The sequence below is a fragment of the Pseudomonas sp. FBCC-B1667 genome (genome assembly GCF_059133255.1).
Window position 1 is genome coordinate 885169 of the sequence record NZ_CP101437.1, and the last position, 18826, is coordinate 903994.

The following is an 18826-nucleotide window of genomic DNA, read 5'->3' on the forward strand; positions in this document are numbered from 1 at the left end:
TCGGGCCTTTTGCTATCACGTCTGTTTCAATGCCGCTATTGATCCCCTTGCCGGACGAGTTCGCCCATGCAGATTTCAGGTAATACTGCTTTTTATGCGGGTCTGAGCACTCTTCAGACCGGGCAAAACCGCGTCGATCAAGCGGCCGGACAAATCGCCAGCAATACCATCGAACGGTCAGTGACCAGCCAGTCCTCGGAGACTCAGGTGGATCGCCTGCGTTCGGTTGATCGCAGTCAGCGATCCGAGCTGACCAGCAATGTGATCGAGATGTCTCAGGGCAAATTTCAGGTGGAAGCGGGCGCTAAAGTCGCCAAGGCTTCGGACGAAGTGCTTGGTACGTTGATCGATACATTCGCCTGATCCCTCGCTGAATCTGCTTCTTGAACGCCGCGACTTTTCGCGGCGTTTTTCTGCGTAAGTCCTTCTCCCTCAACTAATCTTTTCTACACGACACCTTTGCTTGCGCATCGGGTCTGCCGCTGCGTGTCCGACGGATCGCTGACGGGATGACAAACGGCTAAAGATCGACGCTTGACAAGATTTGGGCGTAAACGTATGTTTCAAACAACTGTTTGACCGCCACAACAAATCCACGCGGTCGTTCATTCCCGGTTACATCAGCAGAGGTTTATCGCTATGCCTGACTACAAGGCCCCCTTGCGTGATATTCGCTTCGTTCGTGACGAACTGCTCGGCTACGAAGCGCACTATCAGAGCCTTCCGGCTTGTGCGGACGCAACTCCGGACATGGTTGACGCCATTCTTGAGGAAGGCGCCAAGTTTTGTGAGCAGGTACTGGCTCCGCTGAACCGCGTGGGCGACACCGAAGGCTGCACCTGGAGCGAGTCCGGCGTTAAAACCCCGACGGGCTTCAAAGAAGCTTACAAACAATTCGTTGAAGGCGGCTGGCCTAGCCTTGCGCACGACGCAGAGCACGGTGGCCAAGGCCTGCCGGAGTCTCTGGGTCTGGCTGTCAGCGAAATGGTTGGCGAGGCCAACTGGTCGTGGGGCATGTACCCAGGCCTGTCGCATGGCGCGATGAACACCATTTCCGAGCACGGCACGCCTGAGCAGCAAGAGGCTTACCTGACCAAACTGGTTTCCGGGGAATGGACCGGCACCATGTGCCTGACCGAACCGCACTGCGGCACCGATCTGGGCATGCTGCGCACCAAGGCTGAACCTCAGGCCGACGGTTCCTACAAAGTCTCCGGCACCAAGATCTTCATCTCGGCCGGTGAACACGACATGGCCGACAACATCGTCCACATCGTACTGGCCCGCCTGCCGGATGCACCGGCTGGCACCAAAGGCATTTCGCTGTTCATCGTGCCGAAATTCATGCCGAATGCAGACGGTTCGATCGGCGCTCGTAACGCGGTGAGCTGTGGTTCCCTGGAACACAAGATGGGCATCCACGGCAACGCGACCTGCGTGATGAACTTCGACGCGGCCACCGGTTTCCTGATCGGCCCGGCGAACAAAGGCCTGAACTGCATGTTCACCTTCATGAACACCGCACGCCTGGGCACCGCGCTGCAAGGTCTGGCTCACGCCGAGATCGGCTTCCAGGGCGGCCTGAAATACGCTCGCGATCGTCTGCAGATGCGCTCCCTGACTGGCCCGAAAGCGCCGGAAAAAGCCGCTGACCCGATCATCGTGCACCCTGATGTACGCCGCATGCTGTTGACCATGAAGGCTTTCGCCGAAGGCAACCGCGCGATGGTGTACTTCACTGCCAAACAAGTCGACATCGTCAAATACGGCGTGGACGAAGAAGAGAAAAAGAAAGCCGACGCACTGTTGGCGTTCATGACGCCAATCGCCAAAGCCTTTATGACTGAAGTCGGCTTCGAATCCGCCAACCACGGCGTGCAAATCTACGGCGGTCACGGTTTTATCGCCGAGTGGGGCATGGAGCAGAACGTTCGCGACAGCCGCATTTCGATGCTGTACGAAGGCACCACCGGTATCCAGGCACTCGACCTGCTGGGCCGTAAAGTGCTGATGACCCAAGGCGAGGCCCTGAAAGGCTTCACCAAGATCGTCCACAAGTTCTGCCAGACCAACGAAGGCAACGAAGCCGTTCAAGAGTTCGTCGCACCGTTGGCTGCACTGAACAAGGAATGGGGCGAGCTGACGATGAAGGTCGGTATGGCGGCCATGAAGGATCGCGAAGAAGTCGGCGCGGCCTCCGTGGACTACCTGATGTACTCCGGTTACGCCTGCCTGGCCTATTTCTGGGCTGACATGGCGCGCCTGGCTGCCGAGAAACTGGCTGCCGGCACTTCCGAAGAGGCGTTCTACACCGCCAAGCTGCAGACTGCGCGATTCTACTTCCAGCGTATCCTGCCGCGTACCCGCACTCACGTTGCAACCATGCTGTCCGGTGCCAACAACCTGATGGACATGAAAGAAGAGAACTTCGACCTGGGTTACTAAGCCTTAACGAAGCGTCTTTAAAAAACCGCCGCTCCTTAGGGAGCGGCGGTTTTTTTTGCGCTGAGATCAAGCATTGATCACCATGGCGTCGGGTCCAGCGGGCCGACGCCAGTCGGGGTGCTCACGCCTTCGCCGTTACGTATGAACGGCAGATGCCAGAAGTCGTTAGGCACTACAGGATCGCCAGGCTTTACGCCTTCCGGAAAGATGAACTCAAACACCGGCGCCACATACTGTCCGGCAATCAGTCCGTTGGCGACGGTCAGCCTGCCCGCATTTTGGAGGCAACCGTCCACGGCGGTCTGGGATAAGCTCTGCTGTGGAACGCAAAGTGACCGCGCAACGACGCGCAAGGTACGTGTGGGCTGGCTAAGAAGTCCGGCAGGAGCTTTGGTCGCACGTAATCTGGCGCGTTGTGGCTGAGGACCTGTGTTCTGTGTGGTAATACCTCCCGAGGCACCCAGGCAACTGGTCGCAAGGCCCAGTGAAGGGTTGCATTCACCCGTCATCTCATAGGGGGTAACCCAGCGGTTGGTTTGCACACCTGTCGATGGATTGACATCTATCAGATAAATGTCGACCGGGGTCTTGATGTCGGTGGTCGAGGCTTCAAGGAAAATCCGGTCCTGCGTCTCTTGGGCTACTCCATTGATGGCCGTTGCGGCCGGATCGGCTGTACCGATGCCAAATTCCCCGATAGCCAGGTAGCTGGGTTGCGAACCAGGCTGAGTGTAGATCCCGACATTTGCCTCGATCGTGTGTGCAGAGATGAAGTCCGGGGCACCCGTTGTTGTGGACTTGAACAGAGTACCGGACCAACTGATGAAATCGCCGACTTCGAAGGGGGCCTGTTGCATAGGGTCGGGGTCAGTCGCCGTGCGGCTAGCATCGCTGAATCTCTTCATGACGTACTGACTGCAATAGACCTGCCCCACCGCTGGAGCCGAGAGCTCCCCACTGGCCGGAGGCGTGACACCAGCCTGGCTGAAATTGCGGCAGTTGTTGGTCGTGGTCGGGGTGACCACTTTTGGCCGGTTTTTCTCTGGGCAGAGTGCATCGTCCCCGGAAATCGTGCGTGGCACGCACATCGGGTAGCCGGTGGCGGCATGGATGGTCGGGTTGGCATCATCCACGGAGAAGCGCGAATCGGGGCTTTGTGCTCGACCAAAACGTCCACTCGGATCGTTGATCTGAATAATCGTGGGTTGCGTCGGGTTTCCGCTGTCAACTTCTAGGTTGCCGTTGGTGGAGTCGATCCGGGTGATGAAACCGCTACCCGCGTTGACTGATTGCTGAGAGACAAAGATCAGCCCGGCAATTTGCTTGTTGGAGACGCTGTTGCCCACCACATGGATTTCGAACGAGGGATAGGCCGCCGGTGATTTTCCGAGCGCCAGGGGGCCACCCCTGACGAAGTCGGCCCAGGTCAGGGTGTTGGCCGGCATCTGTATAACGGTGTTGCAAGGAACAATAATCGTGACGCCGTTCAATTGGACGGTCCCCCCAAAGCGACTCGGGTCGCTGGTATTGGGACAATTTGCATTGGAGGTGTCCAGCGTCATGTTCTGGATAAAGCCGGTTACGTCAAACCCGTGAATCGCAGTCGGGTTTGTAAAAACCGGGTCGGGCAGCGTGGGTGTCGTGAACGGCGAGGGCACTCCCGGGGGCTTGGCAGTCCCGCCACCACCGTTTTTGGCAAAGGCATCTCCACCCCCACCAATGGCCACCGCGATAGCGACGGCGCTGGCGAGCAGAGCATGGCGACTGAAGATGCCGTTGAGTCGTTTGTGAGGCAGCACCGGTATGGCGAGCGTTTTTTCGTACAAAGATAAGCTCATGGCTCTCTCCAGAATCTTGCAGAACCCATTGCCGGCCAATCGAGATCGCAGATCTGCTGATGCGCTGAATCCTGCGCAAGAAAAACGCAAAGCCGTGAGTGTCGAATCTGGGCTCGATCCAGCGCGATAAGTGCCTGTGTACGGTTGACACCTGCCGTTCGGATGCTTTCACCAGCGTTGCGTCGGCCGGTTATGGGCGCAATCGCGAGAGACATTTCCTTGAGCCTGTGCGGTACAAAGCAGTTGTCGTGCCTATTATGAAATAATTAGACACAAATAACAGTCAGAGCACTCAGAATGCGGGCTGCGCGGCCAAGGAGGGTAGTGCGGATAACACTATCTAATTAATACCCCCAGCATAGGGGGGGACGTATACCCAAGTTTGGGAGCGCGAAAGGTAACGTGCACTTACTCACTGTTGACTTTGATCTTAAGTACTGAATGAGAAGGGTTGTCTATACCTGCTGTGGGCAACATAACATTGCAAGAGAAAATACGTTGAAGTGTTATTCATCAGCTTTTTTGTAGTAGTGCTAAATACAATGCATAGCTCACGCAGTGCAACGAGTACACGCGTGAATGGGGGTTAATCATGTAGGTGCCAAGTAAGTGTATTTAGCGTACCGCGATATTAAATTGCGGGCGCGCTTTGCTACTGTGGTAGCAATTACTTTGCCATGGTTGTTCATAGAAGGCTTTTGCATATAAGTATCTGTAAATATTGACAATTATTATTGTGATTGATGATGTGTAGATGATATTGGGTGATATAACCCAGAGGTGGGGGTGAAAGTACACCAAAGTTGAGGAAGGTTTTAGTTGTACTTGAGAGGGGGTGCTATTAACACGAAATAACTAACACCTGACAGAAAAAAATATTCGTTTCCACTTTTGAAATTTTTTGTTACAGCTAAAGTGGAGTTAAGCGCTTTCACCGGCGCGACAAAAAAGCGTTTCTATCAAACCTGAGCCAAGAGTGTACTTTGCCAGTAAGGCTTCTTCTCGCCTGGGCCAACTTCGGGTTGGTGTGATTGGTGCGCGAGCAGCAAGATTCGTGGCCATGAGTTCATCTCGCAACAGGATAACTCCGGAGCTTGGCTACTCCGTATTTAATCGAGAGAGATATCATGGTGAAGCCCTTGAATTATCTTTTTACTATCCGCACGGCTTGCGCGATCACGGGCGGCCTGATTGCACTCGGTCTGGCGTACGAGGGCGCTTTCGCCGCTTCAGCGCCAGAGGTTGTCGTGCCCGCAGCGGATGTACCTTCCCTGCAAACACTGCGCGGCTTGATACCGCCTGACCCCTCGGGAACCGAAGGCGGGCGTAAAGTCGACTTGATGACCGACTATGTGCTCAATCGCCCGGCGGCAATTCTCTTGGGCAAGGCGCTGTTCTGGGACATGGAGATCGGCAGCGATGGTTCGACGGCGTGCGCGTCCTGCCACTTTCACGCCGGCGTTGATCACCGGATCACAAACCAGATCAACCCGGGCCAGGCCAGCACCCACACCAACGTTTCTTCGATCTTCAACAAGCCCTTTGCAGCCTCTGATATTCCAGGCGACGTCCCTTCCTACGCGACCCTGTCCGCTGGTAAGGGCGGCCCCAACTACACGCTTAAGAAAACCGACTTCCCGACTCATGTGCTGGCCGATCCGCTGGATCGCAACTCGCCGATTGTCTACTCGACCGACGATGTGGTCGGCTCCCAAGGGGTGTTCGACGCTAACTTTGTCAAACCGAAACAAGCGCGTTTCGACAAATGCACACAGCAACCGGACGGTATCTTCCAAGTGGGTGGCATCAATGTACGGCGCAGCACCGGACGCAATGCTCCGACAGTGATCAATGCTGCGTTTAACGTCCGAAACTTCTGGGACGGTCGGGCCAATAACGTGTTCAACGGCTTTTCGCCGTTCGGCAATCGCGATCCCGATGCCGGGATTTTCGTCACCAGCGATCGCAGCGGGGTGGCCACCAAGGTTCGGCTGGCCCTCAACGATGCCTCTGCCGCCTCGCAGGCCGTGGGTCCACCAGGGAGCCCGGTTGAAATGTCCTGTGGCGGGCGCACGTTCGCCGATATTGGACGGCGCATGCTCGATACGCTGATGCTTAAGCAGCAGAGGATTTCATCCACCGATTCGGTGCTTGGCCCCGTTTCCGGTGCTCATCGGCCCACCTACAGAGAATTGATCAAAGCCGCTTTCTATCCTCGACTTTGGAACGCCACAAAGCAGGTTTCGCTCGGCGACGCCCCATATACACAGATGGAAGCCAACTTCCCTCTATTCTTTGGGCTGGCGATTCAGATGTACGAATCCACCCTGATCTCCGACCAGGCTCCCGTGGATACTTACCTGCAAGGCAATCATCAGGCAATGAATGCGCAACAGGTCGAGGGGATGAATCTGTTCCTTGGCAAAGGCAAGTGCATCAGTTGTCACGGCGGCGCAGAACTGACCAATGCCGCCAGCCGGTTGCTATTCCATCCCCGTGAGCGGATCGAACGGATGCTGATGGCTGATAACCTCACCGCGCTGTACGACAACGGGTTCTACAACACCGGTGTGCGTCCGACCTCCGAAGACCTGGCCCTCGGCGGAACCGACGCATGGGGTAATCCGCTGTCGTTCACCCGTGAATACAACACCCAACTGCAGGGCATCAATGTGCCCGATCCGCTGGAGGTGGATGTGTGCACCTTCGAAGCGCTGTTGAGCGCGGGATTGCCCTGCGACTCGACGCTCAAACCCAATGTGGGCTTCCACGATGCCGTGGATGGCGCCTTCAAAACCCCGACGCTGCGCAACATCGCGCTGACCGGGCCGTACTTCCACAACGGCAGCCGCTCGACACTCAAGCAGGTCGTCGAGTTCTACAACCGCGGTGGCGACCGTCGCGGCTCGGAAGCGAACAACACCAGCGGCTTCGATCATCCGAGTGTGAATCAGCACAACACCTCCAACCTTGATCCGGACATGACCGCCCTGAACCTGACGCCTGATGAAGTGGATGCACTGGTCAAATTCATGGAAGTCGGGCTGACCGATCCGCGCGTGGCGTGGGAACAGGCACCTTTCGATCATCCGTCGCTGGTCATTCCACAAGGCCACATCGGTGATGAAAATGCCGTGACGTTGAAGCCCGTCAGTCCAAAAATCACGACCCGACAAGCGGCAGACGCGCTGATGACACTCAAACCAGTGGGTGCGGAAGGGCGCCCGGCTACAGAAGGGCCACTGTTGCCGTTCTACAACGATCTCTGATGAACTGATGCGACTGGCCGCGCTGTTGGCGGTCAGTCACGCACCCGCTAAAAAAACCTGACATTTGGCTCAGTAAGTCGACGTTTCTGCCGTTACAGTAGGTGGGCACAATGCCATCTATTGTCATGACGGTCGGAGCTTTACCCTTGCCGCGTTCTTCCGCTGTACGTTTCAGCCATTTCCTACCGTCGTTACTGCTTTTACTTGCGGGGCTTGCGGCTGCCTACATCAAGGATCTGAACGTTTTCTTCACCTCGCTGTTCAACGTCCTGCCGACGTTGGTGCTGTTGCTCGGCGGTGCGTATTGCGCGGTTTACCGACGTCAGCGCGAGCTGTTTCTGATGGTCACGGTGTACATCGCCTATTTTTTGCTCGACACCCAGACCGACTATTACCGCGATAACGGCAAGGTTCGCGAAGACGCCGCCGTGGTTTTCCATTTGTGTTGCCTGTTGCTGCCACTGATGTTCGGCGTGTTCGCGGCCTGGCAGGAACGCACGCACCTGTTTCAAGACATGGTGGCGCGCTTTGCGGTGTTGCTCGCCGTCGGCAGTGTCGCGTTAGGACTGGAGCAAAGTTATCCACAGGCCTTGCTGATTTGGCTGTCGGAAATCCGCTGGCCGGCGCTGCATGGCGCCTGGATGAGCCTGATCCAGCTGTCTTATCCGGTGTTCATCGCTTCGTTCCTGCTGCTGACCTGGCAATACTGGCGCCACCCGCGTCCGCTGCATGCGGCTCAACTGGTGGGGTTGCTCGGGTTGTTCTGGGCGCTGCCGAAAACCTTCATTCTTCCGTTTACCCTCAACATCATGTGCAGTCAGGTCATGCTGATGATTGCCGCGGCGGTCGCCCATGAGGCCTACCAGATGGCCTTCCGCGACGAACTCACCGGCCTGCCGGGTCGTCGCGCCTTGAACGAGCGCATGCAGCGCTTGGGTCGTAATTACGTGCTGGCCATGAGCGACGTCGATCACTTCAAGAAATTCAACGACACCCACGGTCACGATGTTGGTGACCAAGTGCTGCGACTGGTGGCCAGCAAACTGTCGAAAATCGGCGGTGGCGGTAGGGCGTATCGCTATGGCGGTGAGGAATTTGCGCTGGTGTTCGCAGGCAAGACGCTCGAAGAGTGCATGCCGCACCTGGAAGTCATCCGCGAATCCATCGCCACTTACAATATTCAGCTGCGCAACCAAGACAACCGGCCTCAGGATGATCAGCAAGGTCGTCAGCGACGCTCGGGCCCTGGCGCTTCCAGTGTGTCCGTCACTGTCAGCATCGGTGTCGCCGAACGCGTTGAGCAGCGCACCCCCGAGAAGGTTCTCAAGTCGGCGGACGAAGCGCTCTACAGTGCCAAGGGCGCTGGGCGAAATTGCGTGGTGGCGTTCGGTCAGACCCGACGTGGCGCCGTGCGAATGGACGCTGCTGCGGGTTGAGTGATGATGGCGCATTCAGCGTCTGGACTGTGATTGTGAGGCGTGGTGGCCGGCAGTAGGTTTGAAATATCTGCTGAAGGAGTACCGACCATGCCTGAGTACAAAGCTCCCCTGCGCGACATGCGCTTTTTGATCGACCACGTCTTCGACTTCCACGGCAACTACGCTGCGCTGGGCGCCACCGAGGCCAGCCCGGACATGATCAACGCGATCCTCGAAGAAGGCGCGAAGTTTTGTGAGAACGTTCTGGCCCCGCTGAATCGCAGCGGTGACGAAGAAGGCTGCCATTTCGACAATGGCGTGGTGACGACGCCTACAGGCTTCAAGCAGGCTTTCGCACAATACGTCGAGGGCGGTTGGCATGGTCTGGCGGCAGACCCCGCTTACGGCGGCCAGGGCTTGCCGAGTTCGTTGGGGCTGGTGATCAGCGAAATGGTCGGTTCCAGCAACACCTCGTGGGGCATGTACCCGGGGCTGACCCACGGCGCGATGTCGGCGATCCATGCCCATGGCACCGAAGAACAGAAAAACACTTACCTGAGCAAACTCACCGCAGGCCAATGGACCGGCACCATGTGCCTGACCGAAGCCCATTGCGGCACCGACCTGGGCATCATCAAGACTCGCGCCGTGCCTTCAGCCGATGGCAGCTACGCGATCTCCGGCAGCAAGATTTTCATCTCGGCCGGCGAGCACGACATGAGCGACAACATCATTCATCTGGTGCTGGCGAAACTACCGGACGCGCCGGCCGGCACCCGCGGCATCTCGCTGTTTATCGTGCCTAAATTCCTGCCCGATGCCGAGGGTGAGGCAGGCGAGCGCAACGGCGTTTCCTGCGGTTCGATCGAACACAAAATGGGCATCAAGGCGTCGGCGACGTGCGTCCTGAACTTCGATGGCGCCAAGGGTTTCTTGATCGGGGAACCGAACAAAGGCCTGAACTGCATGTTCACCATGATGAACCACGCGCGCCTCGGCACCGGGATGCAGGGGTTGTGTCTGGGTGAAGCGAGTTTTCAGGGCGCGATCAAGTACGCCAATGACCGCCTGCAAATGCGCTCCCTGACCGGGCCGAAAGCACCGGAGAAAGCCGCTGACCCGATCATCGTCCACCCTGACGTGCGCCGGATGTTGCTCACCATGAAAGCCTTCAACGAAGGCAACCGCGCACTGACTTACTTCACCGCGCAGTTGCTGGACGTGGCACACCTGAGCCCGGACGAAAGCGCGCGCCAGGACGCCGAAGACCTGCTGGCCTTCCTGACGCCGATCTGCAAAGCCTTCATGACCGACACCGGGCTGGAAGTGACCAACCACGGCATGCAGGTGTTTGGCGGGCACGGATTCATTCGTGAATGGGGCATGGAGCAGTTGGTCCGTGACTGCCGGATTGCGCCAATCTACGAAGGCACCAACGGTATCCAGGCGCTGGATTTGCTCGGGCGCAAGGTGCTCGGCAGTCAGGGCAAGCTGCTGCGTGGCTTCACCAAAATCGTCCATAAATTCTGTGCGGCGAACGCTGAGCACCCGCAACTTGGCAGCTACGTGGCGCAGCTCAACACGCTGAATCAGCAGTGGGGCGAATTGACCACCAAGGTCGGCATGGCCGCGATGAAGAATGCCGACGAAGTCGGGGCTGCTTCGGTGGATTACTTGATGTACAGCGGTTACATCATCCTCGGCTATCTATGGCTGCGTATGGCGCTGGTGGCTCAGGTGCAACTCGATGCGGGTGGCGATGATGCCGATTATTGCCAAGGCAAACTCGCGACCAATGAGTTTTACTTCAAGCGTTTGCTGCCACGCACTGCCGCTCATCGGGCCGCCATCGAAGCGGGCAGTGATTGCCTGATGAAGTTACCGGCGGAGTTGTTTGCGCTTTAGTCTTTTAAAATGAGCAACAAAGGAAGCTCGCGTTACTGCGGGCTTTTTTTATGACCAGATGGTCGGTGACTAATCATTGCAAAATGGTCACGGGTTGACCCTATGTGTCTTAAAAGTTGTTGGGTTACACTCGGACCCAACGAATGCACCACTCCTATGAATCACCTGTTTAGATCTTGCGAGGTTTGCCATGGCTGACTACAAAGCGCCGCTGCGCGATATGCGCTTCGTTCTCAATGAAGTTTTCGAGGTCACCAAACTCTGGGCCGAGCTGCCCGCGTTGGCCGAGACCGTCGATGCGGAAACCGTCGAAGCCATTCTCGAAGAGGCCGGCAAGGTCACCAGCAAAAGCATCGCGCCCCTGAGCCGTGCCGCTGACGAAGAAGGTTGCCATTGGGCGGACGGTGCCGTCACCACGCCGGCAGGTTTCCCACAGGCTTATCAGACTTACGCCGAAGGCGGTTGGGTTGGCGTGGGCGGTGATCCTACCTACGGCGGCATGGGCATGCCCAAGGCTGTTTCGGCTCAGGTCGAAGAAATGGTCAACTCCGCCAGCCTGTCGTTCGGTCTGTACCCGATGCTGACCGCCGGCGCCTGCCTGTCGATCAACGCCCACGCCAGCGAAGAGCTGAAAGCCGCGTACCTGCCGAACATGTACGCCGGCGTCTGGGCCGGTTCCATGTGCCTGACCGAGCCGCACGCCGGTACTGACCTGGGGATCATCCGCACCAAGGCGGAACCTCAGGCCGACGGTTCCTACAAAGTCAGCGGCACCAAGATCTTCATCACCGGTGGCGAACACGACCTGACCGAAAACATCATTCACCTGGTGCTGGCCAAACTGCCGGACGCGCCTGCCGGTCCGAAAGGTATTTCGCTGTTCCTGGTGCCGAAGTTCATGGTCAATGCCGATGGCAGCCTGGGCGCGCGCAACCCGGCGAACTGCGGTTCGATTGAACACAAGATGGGCATTCAGGCATCCGCGACTTGCGTGATGAACTTCGACGAAGCCATCGGATACCTGGTCGGCGAGCCGAACAAAGGCCTGGCGGCGATGTTCACCATGATGAACTACGAGCGTTTGGGTGTTGGTATCCAGGGCCTGGCCACGGGGGAGCGTTCGTACCAGAACGCCGTTGAATACGCTCGCGATCGTCTGCAAAGCCGTTCGCCGACCGGTGCGCAGAACAAAGACAAAGTCGCCGACCCGATCATCGTCCATCCGGACGTGCGTCGCATGCTGCTGACCATGAAAGCCTCGAACGAAGGCGGCCGTGCCTTCTCGACTTACGTGGCGATGCAACTGGACACCGCCAAGTTCAGCGAAGACGCGACCACCCGCAAGCGCGCTGAAGATCTGGTGGCGTTGCTGACCCCGGTGGCCAAGGCGTTCCTGACCGACCTCGGTCTGGAAACCACGGTCCACGGCCAGCAGGTATTTGGTGGCCACGGTTACATCCGTGAGTGGGGCCAGGAACAATTGGTGCGCGACGTGCGCATCACTCAGATCTACGAAGGTACCAACGGCATTCAGGCGCTGGACCTGGTCGGGCGCAAAATCGTCGGCACCGGCGGGGCGTTCTACAACCTGTTCGCTGATGAGATCCGTCACTTCACCGCGACCGCCAGCGCCGATCTGGCCGAATTCACCAAGCCGCTGAACGACGCGGTGACCACCCTCGACGAATTGACTGCCTGGTTGCTCGACCGCGCGAAAAACAACCCGAATGAAATCGGCGCGGCGTCAGTCGAATACCTGCAAACCTTCGGTTACGTGGCGTACGCCTACATGTGGGCGCTGATGGCCAAAGCCGCGTTGGGTAAAGAAACACAGGACGATTTCTACGCCAGCAAGCTGGGCACGGCGCGCTTCTATTTCGCCCGTCTGCTGCCACGCATTCACTCGTTGAGCGCGTCGGTGAAGGCCGGTAGCGAATCGCTGTTCTTGCTGGAGGCTGCGCAGTTCTGACAAATGTGACGTCATGTAAGCATTCTCTTACATGACGTGCTGCTGTTTTCCCATAGGCGTAGATTGGATCCACAGCTAATCTACTTCACATGGACGTCGCGCAGGAAGCGCAAAGCAACAACACGGACACGTAGGATTCTGCCAGGACGGCGGAGTGAAATGGATGTCAGGGAAACAGTCTGCAAAACCCCGCTTCGGCGGGGTTTTCTTTTGTCCGCAAAAAAGTTTAGCTCAGCCCATCAAGGGTTTTCGAGCGGTTAAAACGGTCATCGGGTCCGTTCATCACGTCCTCCAGCAGCGTGCGCAGCAAGGCCATCGAGGTCTGTTGCCGCTGGACATCCCGGCAGACCAATCCGACTTTCAGCGGCACTCGCGGCTCGGTCAGCGGTTTCCACAGCAATTCGTTATTGCCGAGCGCCTTTTGCGAGCGACCGGGCAGCACAGTCGCCAGTTGGCTGTGCGGCAGACTGTCGAGAATCCCCGCCATGTTGTTCAATTCGGCCTGTACCTGTGGGCGTCTGCCGAGGCTGGCCAGTTGCGTCTGCCAGATCTGGCGTACCTGGAACTCTTCTCCCAACAGCAGCATCGGCAACTCGGCGGCCTGGCTCATGGAGACTTTCTTGAATTCGCGCAACGGGTGATCGGCAGGGATGACCAGGGTCAGTTCATCTTCGTACAGCATCACGCCATGTAGCCCTGGCTGACGCGGTGGCAGGTAGCTGATGCCGATGTCCAGCGAGCCGTTAAGCAGTCGTCGCTCGATTTCCAGCCCGGTCAGTTCATAGATCTGCACCACCAGATGCGGTTGAGCCTTGCGCACCCGCTCAAGCATCTGCGGCACCAGGCTGGTGTGCACGGTTTGCAGTACACCGATGGCCAATGTGCGCAGCGCCTGTCCCTTGAAATTACCCAATGCCTCGCGCGCCCGCTGCATGCCATCCAGCAGTGGCACTGCGTGGTTGTACAACGTGTGAGCGGCGAGGGTGGGCAGCAGGCGTTTGCTGCTGCGCTCAAACAGGCTCACATCGAGGTTCTGTTCGAGGTGGCGAATCTGCTGGGACAACGCCGGCTGGGAGATCGAAAGACGCTCGGCGGCCCGGCCGACGTGGCCTTCTTCGTAGACCGCGACGAAATAACGCAGTTGCTTGAAATCCATAAGGTGCGCTTATCGAAAATGCTGGGAAATCGAAATGGCTCAAGGCCGTGCATGCGCCTAGTCTAGCCGCATTCACAAGGCTTACAGGGCCATAGAACGCGATGAATAACGTTTGCCGCGAAGGTGTTTACATAGGTAAGGCAAAAAACCTCAATCGAGGCTTGTCCGGATGAATCTGTTCAGTATGCGTCGCAATCCACCGAGTCTTGACGACCTTGCTGTGGACATCTTCCAGCCGTCCCGCCGCGACAACCTTTCCAGCGAGTACCTGATGCCCAGCGTCGAGCGACCGAAACAGATTTTCGTTCGAGGCCAGGGCTCCTGGTTGTGGGACAGCGATGACCGTGCTTACCTGGATTTCACCCAAGGAGGCGGGGTCAACAGCCTGGGGCACAGTCCTTCGGCATTGGTCCAGGCGATTTCGCAACAGGCTCAATCACTGATCAACCCCGGTTTTGCTGTGAACAATCGCGGCATGCTCAACCTTGCCGGGCGCCTCTGCACCGCCACTGGCAGCGATCAGGCGTACCTGCTCAACAGTGGCAGCGAAGCGTGTGACGGGGCGATCAAACTGGCGTGTAAGTGGGGCCAACGCTATCGCGGTGGAGCTTCGCGGATCATCGTTGCCAACGAAGGCGACCATGGTCGTAGTTTTGCGACGATGGCGGATTTGCGCCACGTTCCCTTCAATGATCTTGCAGCCATGCATGCAGCGGTCGACGCCCGGACCGTAGCAGTCATGCTTGAACCGATCCAGAACCAGGCTGGAGTGATCCCGGCCACCGAGTATTACCTGAAGGGCGTTGAACGCCTGTGTCGTGAGCTGGGCATTCTGTTGATCCTCGATGAAGTGCGAACCGGTATGGGTCGTTGCGGCACGTTCCTCGCTGAACAGTCCTACGGGATTCGCGCAGATATCGTCGTCCTTGGCGAAGGGCTGGGCGGTGGCGTGCCGCTGGCTGCGTTGCTGGCGCGAGGCAAGGCCTGCTGTTTCGAGATCGGCGAACTGAGTGGCCCTCATCATGGCAATGCCTTGATGACAGCCGCCGGTATGGCGGTACTCGATAGCGTGCAGGACAAAGGTTTTCTCGAGCACGTCTGGGAAACCGGTCAACACCTGCGCGAAGGTCTCGGGCGTCTGTCTAATCGTTATGGCCACGGCGAATTGCGTGGGCAAGGTCTGTTCTGGGGGCTGACACTGTCAGACGATTCGGCCGACGCCGTAGTCAGTGCCGCGTTGTACGAAGGCCTTTTGCTCAGCGCCCCGCAACCCGACTGCCTGCGCTTCACCCCCGCACTGACGGTCAGCAACGCCAACATCGACGAAATGCTTCTGCGCCTGACCCGCGCCTTCTCCCGTGTGCGCACCGCGCACTTGCAGTGCCGCAAAGGAATTGCGGTCTGACCGGTACTACACACATTCCAGAACCGTCTCGCGGTAATAACGCATCGCCCCACGTCTGATTCTTTTCACGTGGGGCGTTTTTTTGTCTGCAAAGCACCGCGAAGTTTTGGCTGAAGGGGGGGAAGGGACTGAACCCTGACGAACGGCACAGGTCGATTAACTGGAGGGCTCACACGAGCCCACTTCAAATCAGGAGCTGCCCCATGGACTTTATTCGAATCATCATCGCCATTCTGTTGCCGCCATTGGGTGTGTTTCTGCAAGTCGGTTTTGCCGGGGCGTTCTGGCTGAACATTCTGCTGACGTTGTGCGGTTATATTCCGGGGATCGTGCATGCGGTCTATATCATCGCCAAGCGCTGAGGTTTGCGGGGTCAGATAGACCGATATCGCGAGCAGGCTCACTCCCACATTGGGTCTAAGGTGTTGCAGAAATCCCTGTAAGAGTGAGCCTGCTCGCGATGGACGCGCCGCTAATCAGGCAGTGTCCCCAAGCCCGATCACCCGCCGATAAAACAACCACTCCTGTTCCAGCGCATGTGCCTGATTGCTCGCCTTGCGAAAGCCATGGCGTTCATCGGCGTAGTAATGCGCTTCAACCAGAATGCCGTTGTCCTGCAGCGCGGTAACCATGTCGCGGGTCTGCTGCGGCACGACCACCGCGTCCAGTTCCCCTTGAAAGAAAATCACCGGCACGCTGATGTTGCCGGCATGCAGCAGCGGCGTTCTTGCGGCATAGCGTTCGGCATCCTGCAGCGGATCACCAATCAGCCAGTCCAGATAATCGCCTTCGAATTTGTGCGTTGCGCGCCCCAATGCCACGGGGTCGCTGACGCCGTACAAACTGGCACCGGCGCGGAACACTTTCTGAAACGCCAGCGCGCAAAGAGCGGTGTAACCGCCGGCACTGCCACCGCGAATAAACGCTTTTCCACCATCGATCAATCCACGTTCGGCGAGGTGAGCGACTACCGCACAGGCATCTTCCACATCGACGTCGCCCCAACTCAAATGCAGTGCCTGGCGATAAGCCCGGCCATAACCGCTGCTGCCTCGATAGTTGAGATCGGCCACGGCAAAGCCGCGTTGCGCCCAGTATTGAATGCGTGGGTCGAGCATCGGGTAGCACGCCGACGTGGGACCACCGTGGATGAACACCACCAGCGGCGGCGTTGCATTGCCCGTCATCGCTGGATAAAAGAAACCGTGGGCTTCGCCTGAGCCGCTCGGGTAGCGCAGGGTTTGCGGGAGGCTGATCTGCGCGGCGGGCAACGGTGCAATCCCGCCGGCCAGTACCTTGACCTGACGGCTGAGGCGGTCGATGGCGATCACCGCCGATGAACTGACCGGCGATGCAGCGATGCAATAAATGAACTGCTCATCCAGTGCCAGATGACGGAAGCGGCTGTAGTCCCCGGTGAAATCTTCGGTGGTCTCGCCGCAAAGACCTAGCAGGCCAAAACCCCCTTCGGTCCAACTGGCCAGGTAGTGGTCTTCACCCAAAGGCAGCCAGGTGCACCCTCCCAATTGCCACGGTGCTGGCCCATGATCCGCTGCGGCACAGGGCAATGGGCTCAAACCGTCTGAAGTCTCCACCCATGGCTGCCAAAAACCGCCACGGTCCGTCAGACAGAGCAGTCGCCCGCTGTCATCAAATCGAGGTTGTTGCAGCGATTCCTGAACACCCTCGCCAGCCACGCAACGTGGCGGTGCAAACCCGCCCTCGCTCTGACGTTCGGCAACCATCAGCCGCGTCGCGGTCCAAGGCTGATCCGGCCGGCTCCATTCGATCCACGCGAGGCGTTGCGAGTCTGGGCTCAAGGTCGGTGCCGCGTAGAAGTCGGCACCCTCTGCCAGCAGGTGACGCGTGCCGTCCTTCACATCAATCGCCACCAATCGATGCCGGTCGCGGGTCTCCTCAACCGCCAAAACCTGTCCGTTGGCGAATTGCAGATCGCCGTAACGGCATCCGCCCGACGTCAGCCCTTCAGGTGTTTCACCCTTCAGCGATTGCCGATACAACTGCTGGTCCGCCTCGTTGACGAAAACTATCCCGTCATCAGTCAGACAAAACGCCCCACCGCCATATTCGTACACCCGGCTGCGCACACTGAAACCCACCGGTGTCAGGCACTCCGCCTGACCGTCACGCCACTGCCAGATTCGGCAGGCGGCGTCTTCAGGGCGGTATTCGTTCCAGAACACGCCATTGCGGCCGAGCTGCAACTCGGCAAAATCGACACCGGAAGCGACAGCTTTAGCCGCGCTGAAGGGCTCAGCTTTTTGCGATGAGGCGTGAGTTTCGTTCATTGCGAAAGGCCAGTTGTTCGATGGTCTGGGTCGCGTGCTCGGCTTCTTCGCGGGCCTTGAGGATCACGCCGTGATGTTCGGATTTGCTGCACACCGGGTCGGCATTGCTCGCGTCTCCCGTGAGCATGAACGCCTGGCAGCGGCAGCCACCGAAGTCTTTTTCTTTCTCGTCGCAAGAGCGGCAGGGTTCGGGCATCCATTCGTAACCGCGAAAGCGGTTGAAGCCAAACGAGTCGTACCAGATGTGCTGCATGCTGTGGTCGCGCACGTTGGGAAACTGCACCGGCATCTGTCGGGCGCCGTGGCAGGGCAGGGCGGTGCCGTCCGGCGTGACCGTCAGAAAGAGGCTGCCCCAGCCGTTCATGCAGGCTTTCGGGCGTTCTTCGTAATAGTCCGGCGTGACGAAAATCAGCTTGCACGGATGCCCTTCGGCCTCCAGTTTTGCGCGGTATTCATTGGTGATGCGTTCGGCGCGGACCAGTTGTTCCTTGGTTGGCAACAGGCCGACCCGATTGAGTTGCGCCCAACCGTAAAACTGGCAGGTGGCGAGTTCCACAAAGTCCGCCTCAAGGGCAATGCACAGCTCGATGATGCGGTCGATCTTGTCGATGTTGTGCCGATGGGTAACGAAATTCAGCACCATCGGATAGCCGTGGGCTTTCACCGCACGAGCCATTTCCAGCTTTTGCGCGAAGGCTTTTTTCGAACCGGCCAGCAGGTTGTTCACCTGCTCGTCGCTGGCCTGAAAGCTGATCTGAATGTGGTCCAGGCCGGCCTTTTTGAAGTCGCTGATTTTCTGCTCGGTCAGGCCGATGCCGGAAGTGATCAGGTTGGTGTAGAAACCCAACTTGCGCGCCTCGGCAATCAGCTCGGCGAGGTCCTGGCGCACCAGCGGCTCACCCCCGGAAAAGCCCAACTGGGCCGCGCCCATCTCCCGCGCTTCGCGGAACACTTTTATCCACTGTTCCGTGCTCAGTTCTTTGCCTTGCTCGGCGAAGTCCAACGGATTGGAGCAGTACGGGCATTGCAGCGGGCAGCGGTAGGTCAGCTCGGCCAGCAACCACAGCGGCAGGCCGATTTCCGGTTTGGGCGGCAACGTGCCTGACGCAGAA

12 protein-coding genes are annotated in these 18826 nt (G+C 58.2%); 8 read left to right on the top strand and 4 right to left on the bottom strand.

Annotated elements, in window-relative coordinates; genetic code table 11:
• The first annotated feature begins 66 nt into the window (after positions 1–66).
• Both NL116_RS03890 and NL116_RS03895 read left to right on the top strand, forming a co-directional pair.
• Positions 67–363 (top strand): pyrroloquinoline quinone biosynthesis protein PqqE, encoded by a 297-nt coding sequence (locus NL116_RS03890; RefSeq protein ID WP_494376094.1) that lies wholly within the window; start codon positions 67–69, stop codon positions 361–363.
• Between the two features lie 276 nt (positions 364–639).
• Complete coding sequence (locus NL116_RS03895) at positions 640–2445, top strand: phenylacyl-CoA dehydrogenase (protein ID WP_223521018.1); 1806 nt, start codon at positions 640–642, stop codon at positions 2443–2445.
• A gap of 77 nt (positions 2446–2522) precedes the next feature.
• On the opposite strand, the gene NL116_RS03900 is transcribed toward NL116_RS03895, so the two are convergent.
• A complete protein-coding gene (locus tag NL116_RS03900; RefSeq protein WP_494376095.1) occupies positions 2523–4283 on the bottom strand; it encodes a hypothetical protein in 1761 nt (586 codons plus the stop codon).
• A gap of 1127 nt (positions 4284–5410) precedes the next feature.
• Between NL116_RS03900 and NL116_RS03905 the strand changes: the two genes are divergently transcribed.
• From NL116_RS03905 to NL116_RS03920, 4 genes are all read left to right on the top strand, one after another.
• Complete coding sequence (locus tag NL116_RS03905) at positions 5411–7552, top strand: cytochrome-c peroxidase (RefSeq protein ID WP_494376096.1); 2142 nt, start codon at positions 5411–5413, stop codon at positions 7550–7552.
• A gap of 146 nt (positions 7553–7698) precedes the next feature.
• On the top strand, positions 7699–8988 hold the full coding sequence (locus NL116_RS03910) for a GGDEF domain-containing protein (protein WP_494376097.1): 1290 nt from the start codon (positions 7699–7701) through the stop codon (positions 8986–8988).
• A gap of 90 nt (positions 8989–9078) precedes the next feature.
• Positions 9079–10875, top strand: a complete 1797-nt coding sequence (locus NL116_RS03915; RefSeq protein ID WP_494376098.1) for an acyl-CoA dehydrogenase C-terminal domain-containing protein — start codon at positions 9079–9081, stop codon at positions 10873–10875.
• 190 nt (positions 10876–11065) lie between these two features.
• Entirely contained in the window at positions 11066–12844 is a 1779-nt protein-coding gene (locus tag NL116_RS03920) for an acyl-CoA dehydrogenase C-terminal domain-containing protein (protein ID WP_494376099.1), read from the top strand.
• A gap of 226 nt (positions 12845–13070) precedes the next feature.
• On the opposite strand, the gene NL116_RS03925 is transcribed toward NL116_RS03920, so the two are convergent.
• A complete protein-coding gene (locus NL116_RS03925) occupies positions 13071–14000 on the bottom strand; it encodes a LysR family transcriptional regulator (RefSeq protein ID WP_494376100.1) in 930 nt (309 codons plus the stop codon).
• Between the two features lie 169 nt (positions 14001–14169).
• Between NL116_RS03925 and NL116_RS03930 the strand changes: the two genes are divergently transcribed.
• On the top strand, positions 14170–15405 hold the full coding sequence (locus NL116_RS03930; RefSeq protein ID WP_494376101.1) for an aspartate aminotransferase family protein: 1236 nt from the start codon (positions 14170–14172) through the stop codon (positions 15403–15405).
• Between the two features lie 203 nt (positions 15406–15608).
• Positions 15609–15767 (top strand): YqaE/Pmp3 family membrane protein, encoded by a 159-nt coding sequence (locus NL116_RS03935; RefSeq protein ID WP_007904205.1) that lies wholly within the window; start codon positions 15609–15611, stop codon positions 15765–15767.
• A 114-nt stretch (positions 15768–15881) separates the two neighbouring features.
• On the opposite strand, the gene NL116_RS03940 is transcribed toward NL116_RS03935, so the two are convergent.
• On the bottom strand, positions 15882–17714 hold the full coding sequence (locus NL116_RS03940) for a S9 family peptidase (protein WP_494376102.1): 1833 nt from the start codon (positions 17712–17714) through the stop codon (positions 15882–15884).
• Positions 17680–18810 carry a pyrroloquinoline quinone biosynthesis protein PqqE gene (gene pqqE, locus NL116_RS03945; RefSeq protein ID WP_494377998.1) on the bottom strand — a complete coding sequence of 377 codons (1131 nt, stop codon included), beginning with the start codon at positions 18808–18810 and terminating at the stop codon, positions 17680–17682. The genes NL116_RS03940 and pqqE overlap by 35 nt, the downstream gene beginning before the upstream one ends.
• Positions 18811–18826: the final 16 nt, after the last annotated feature.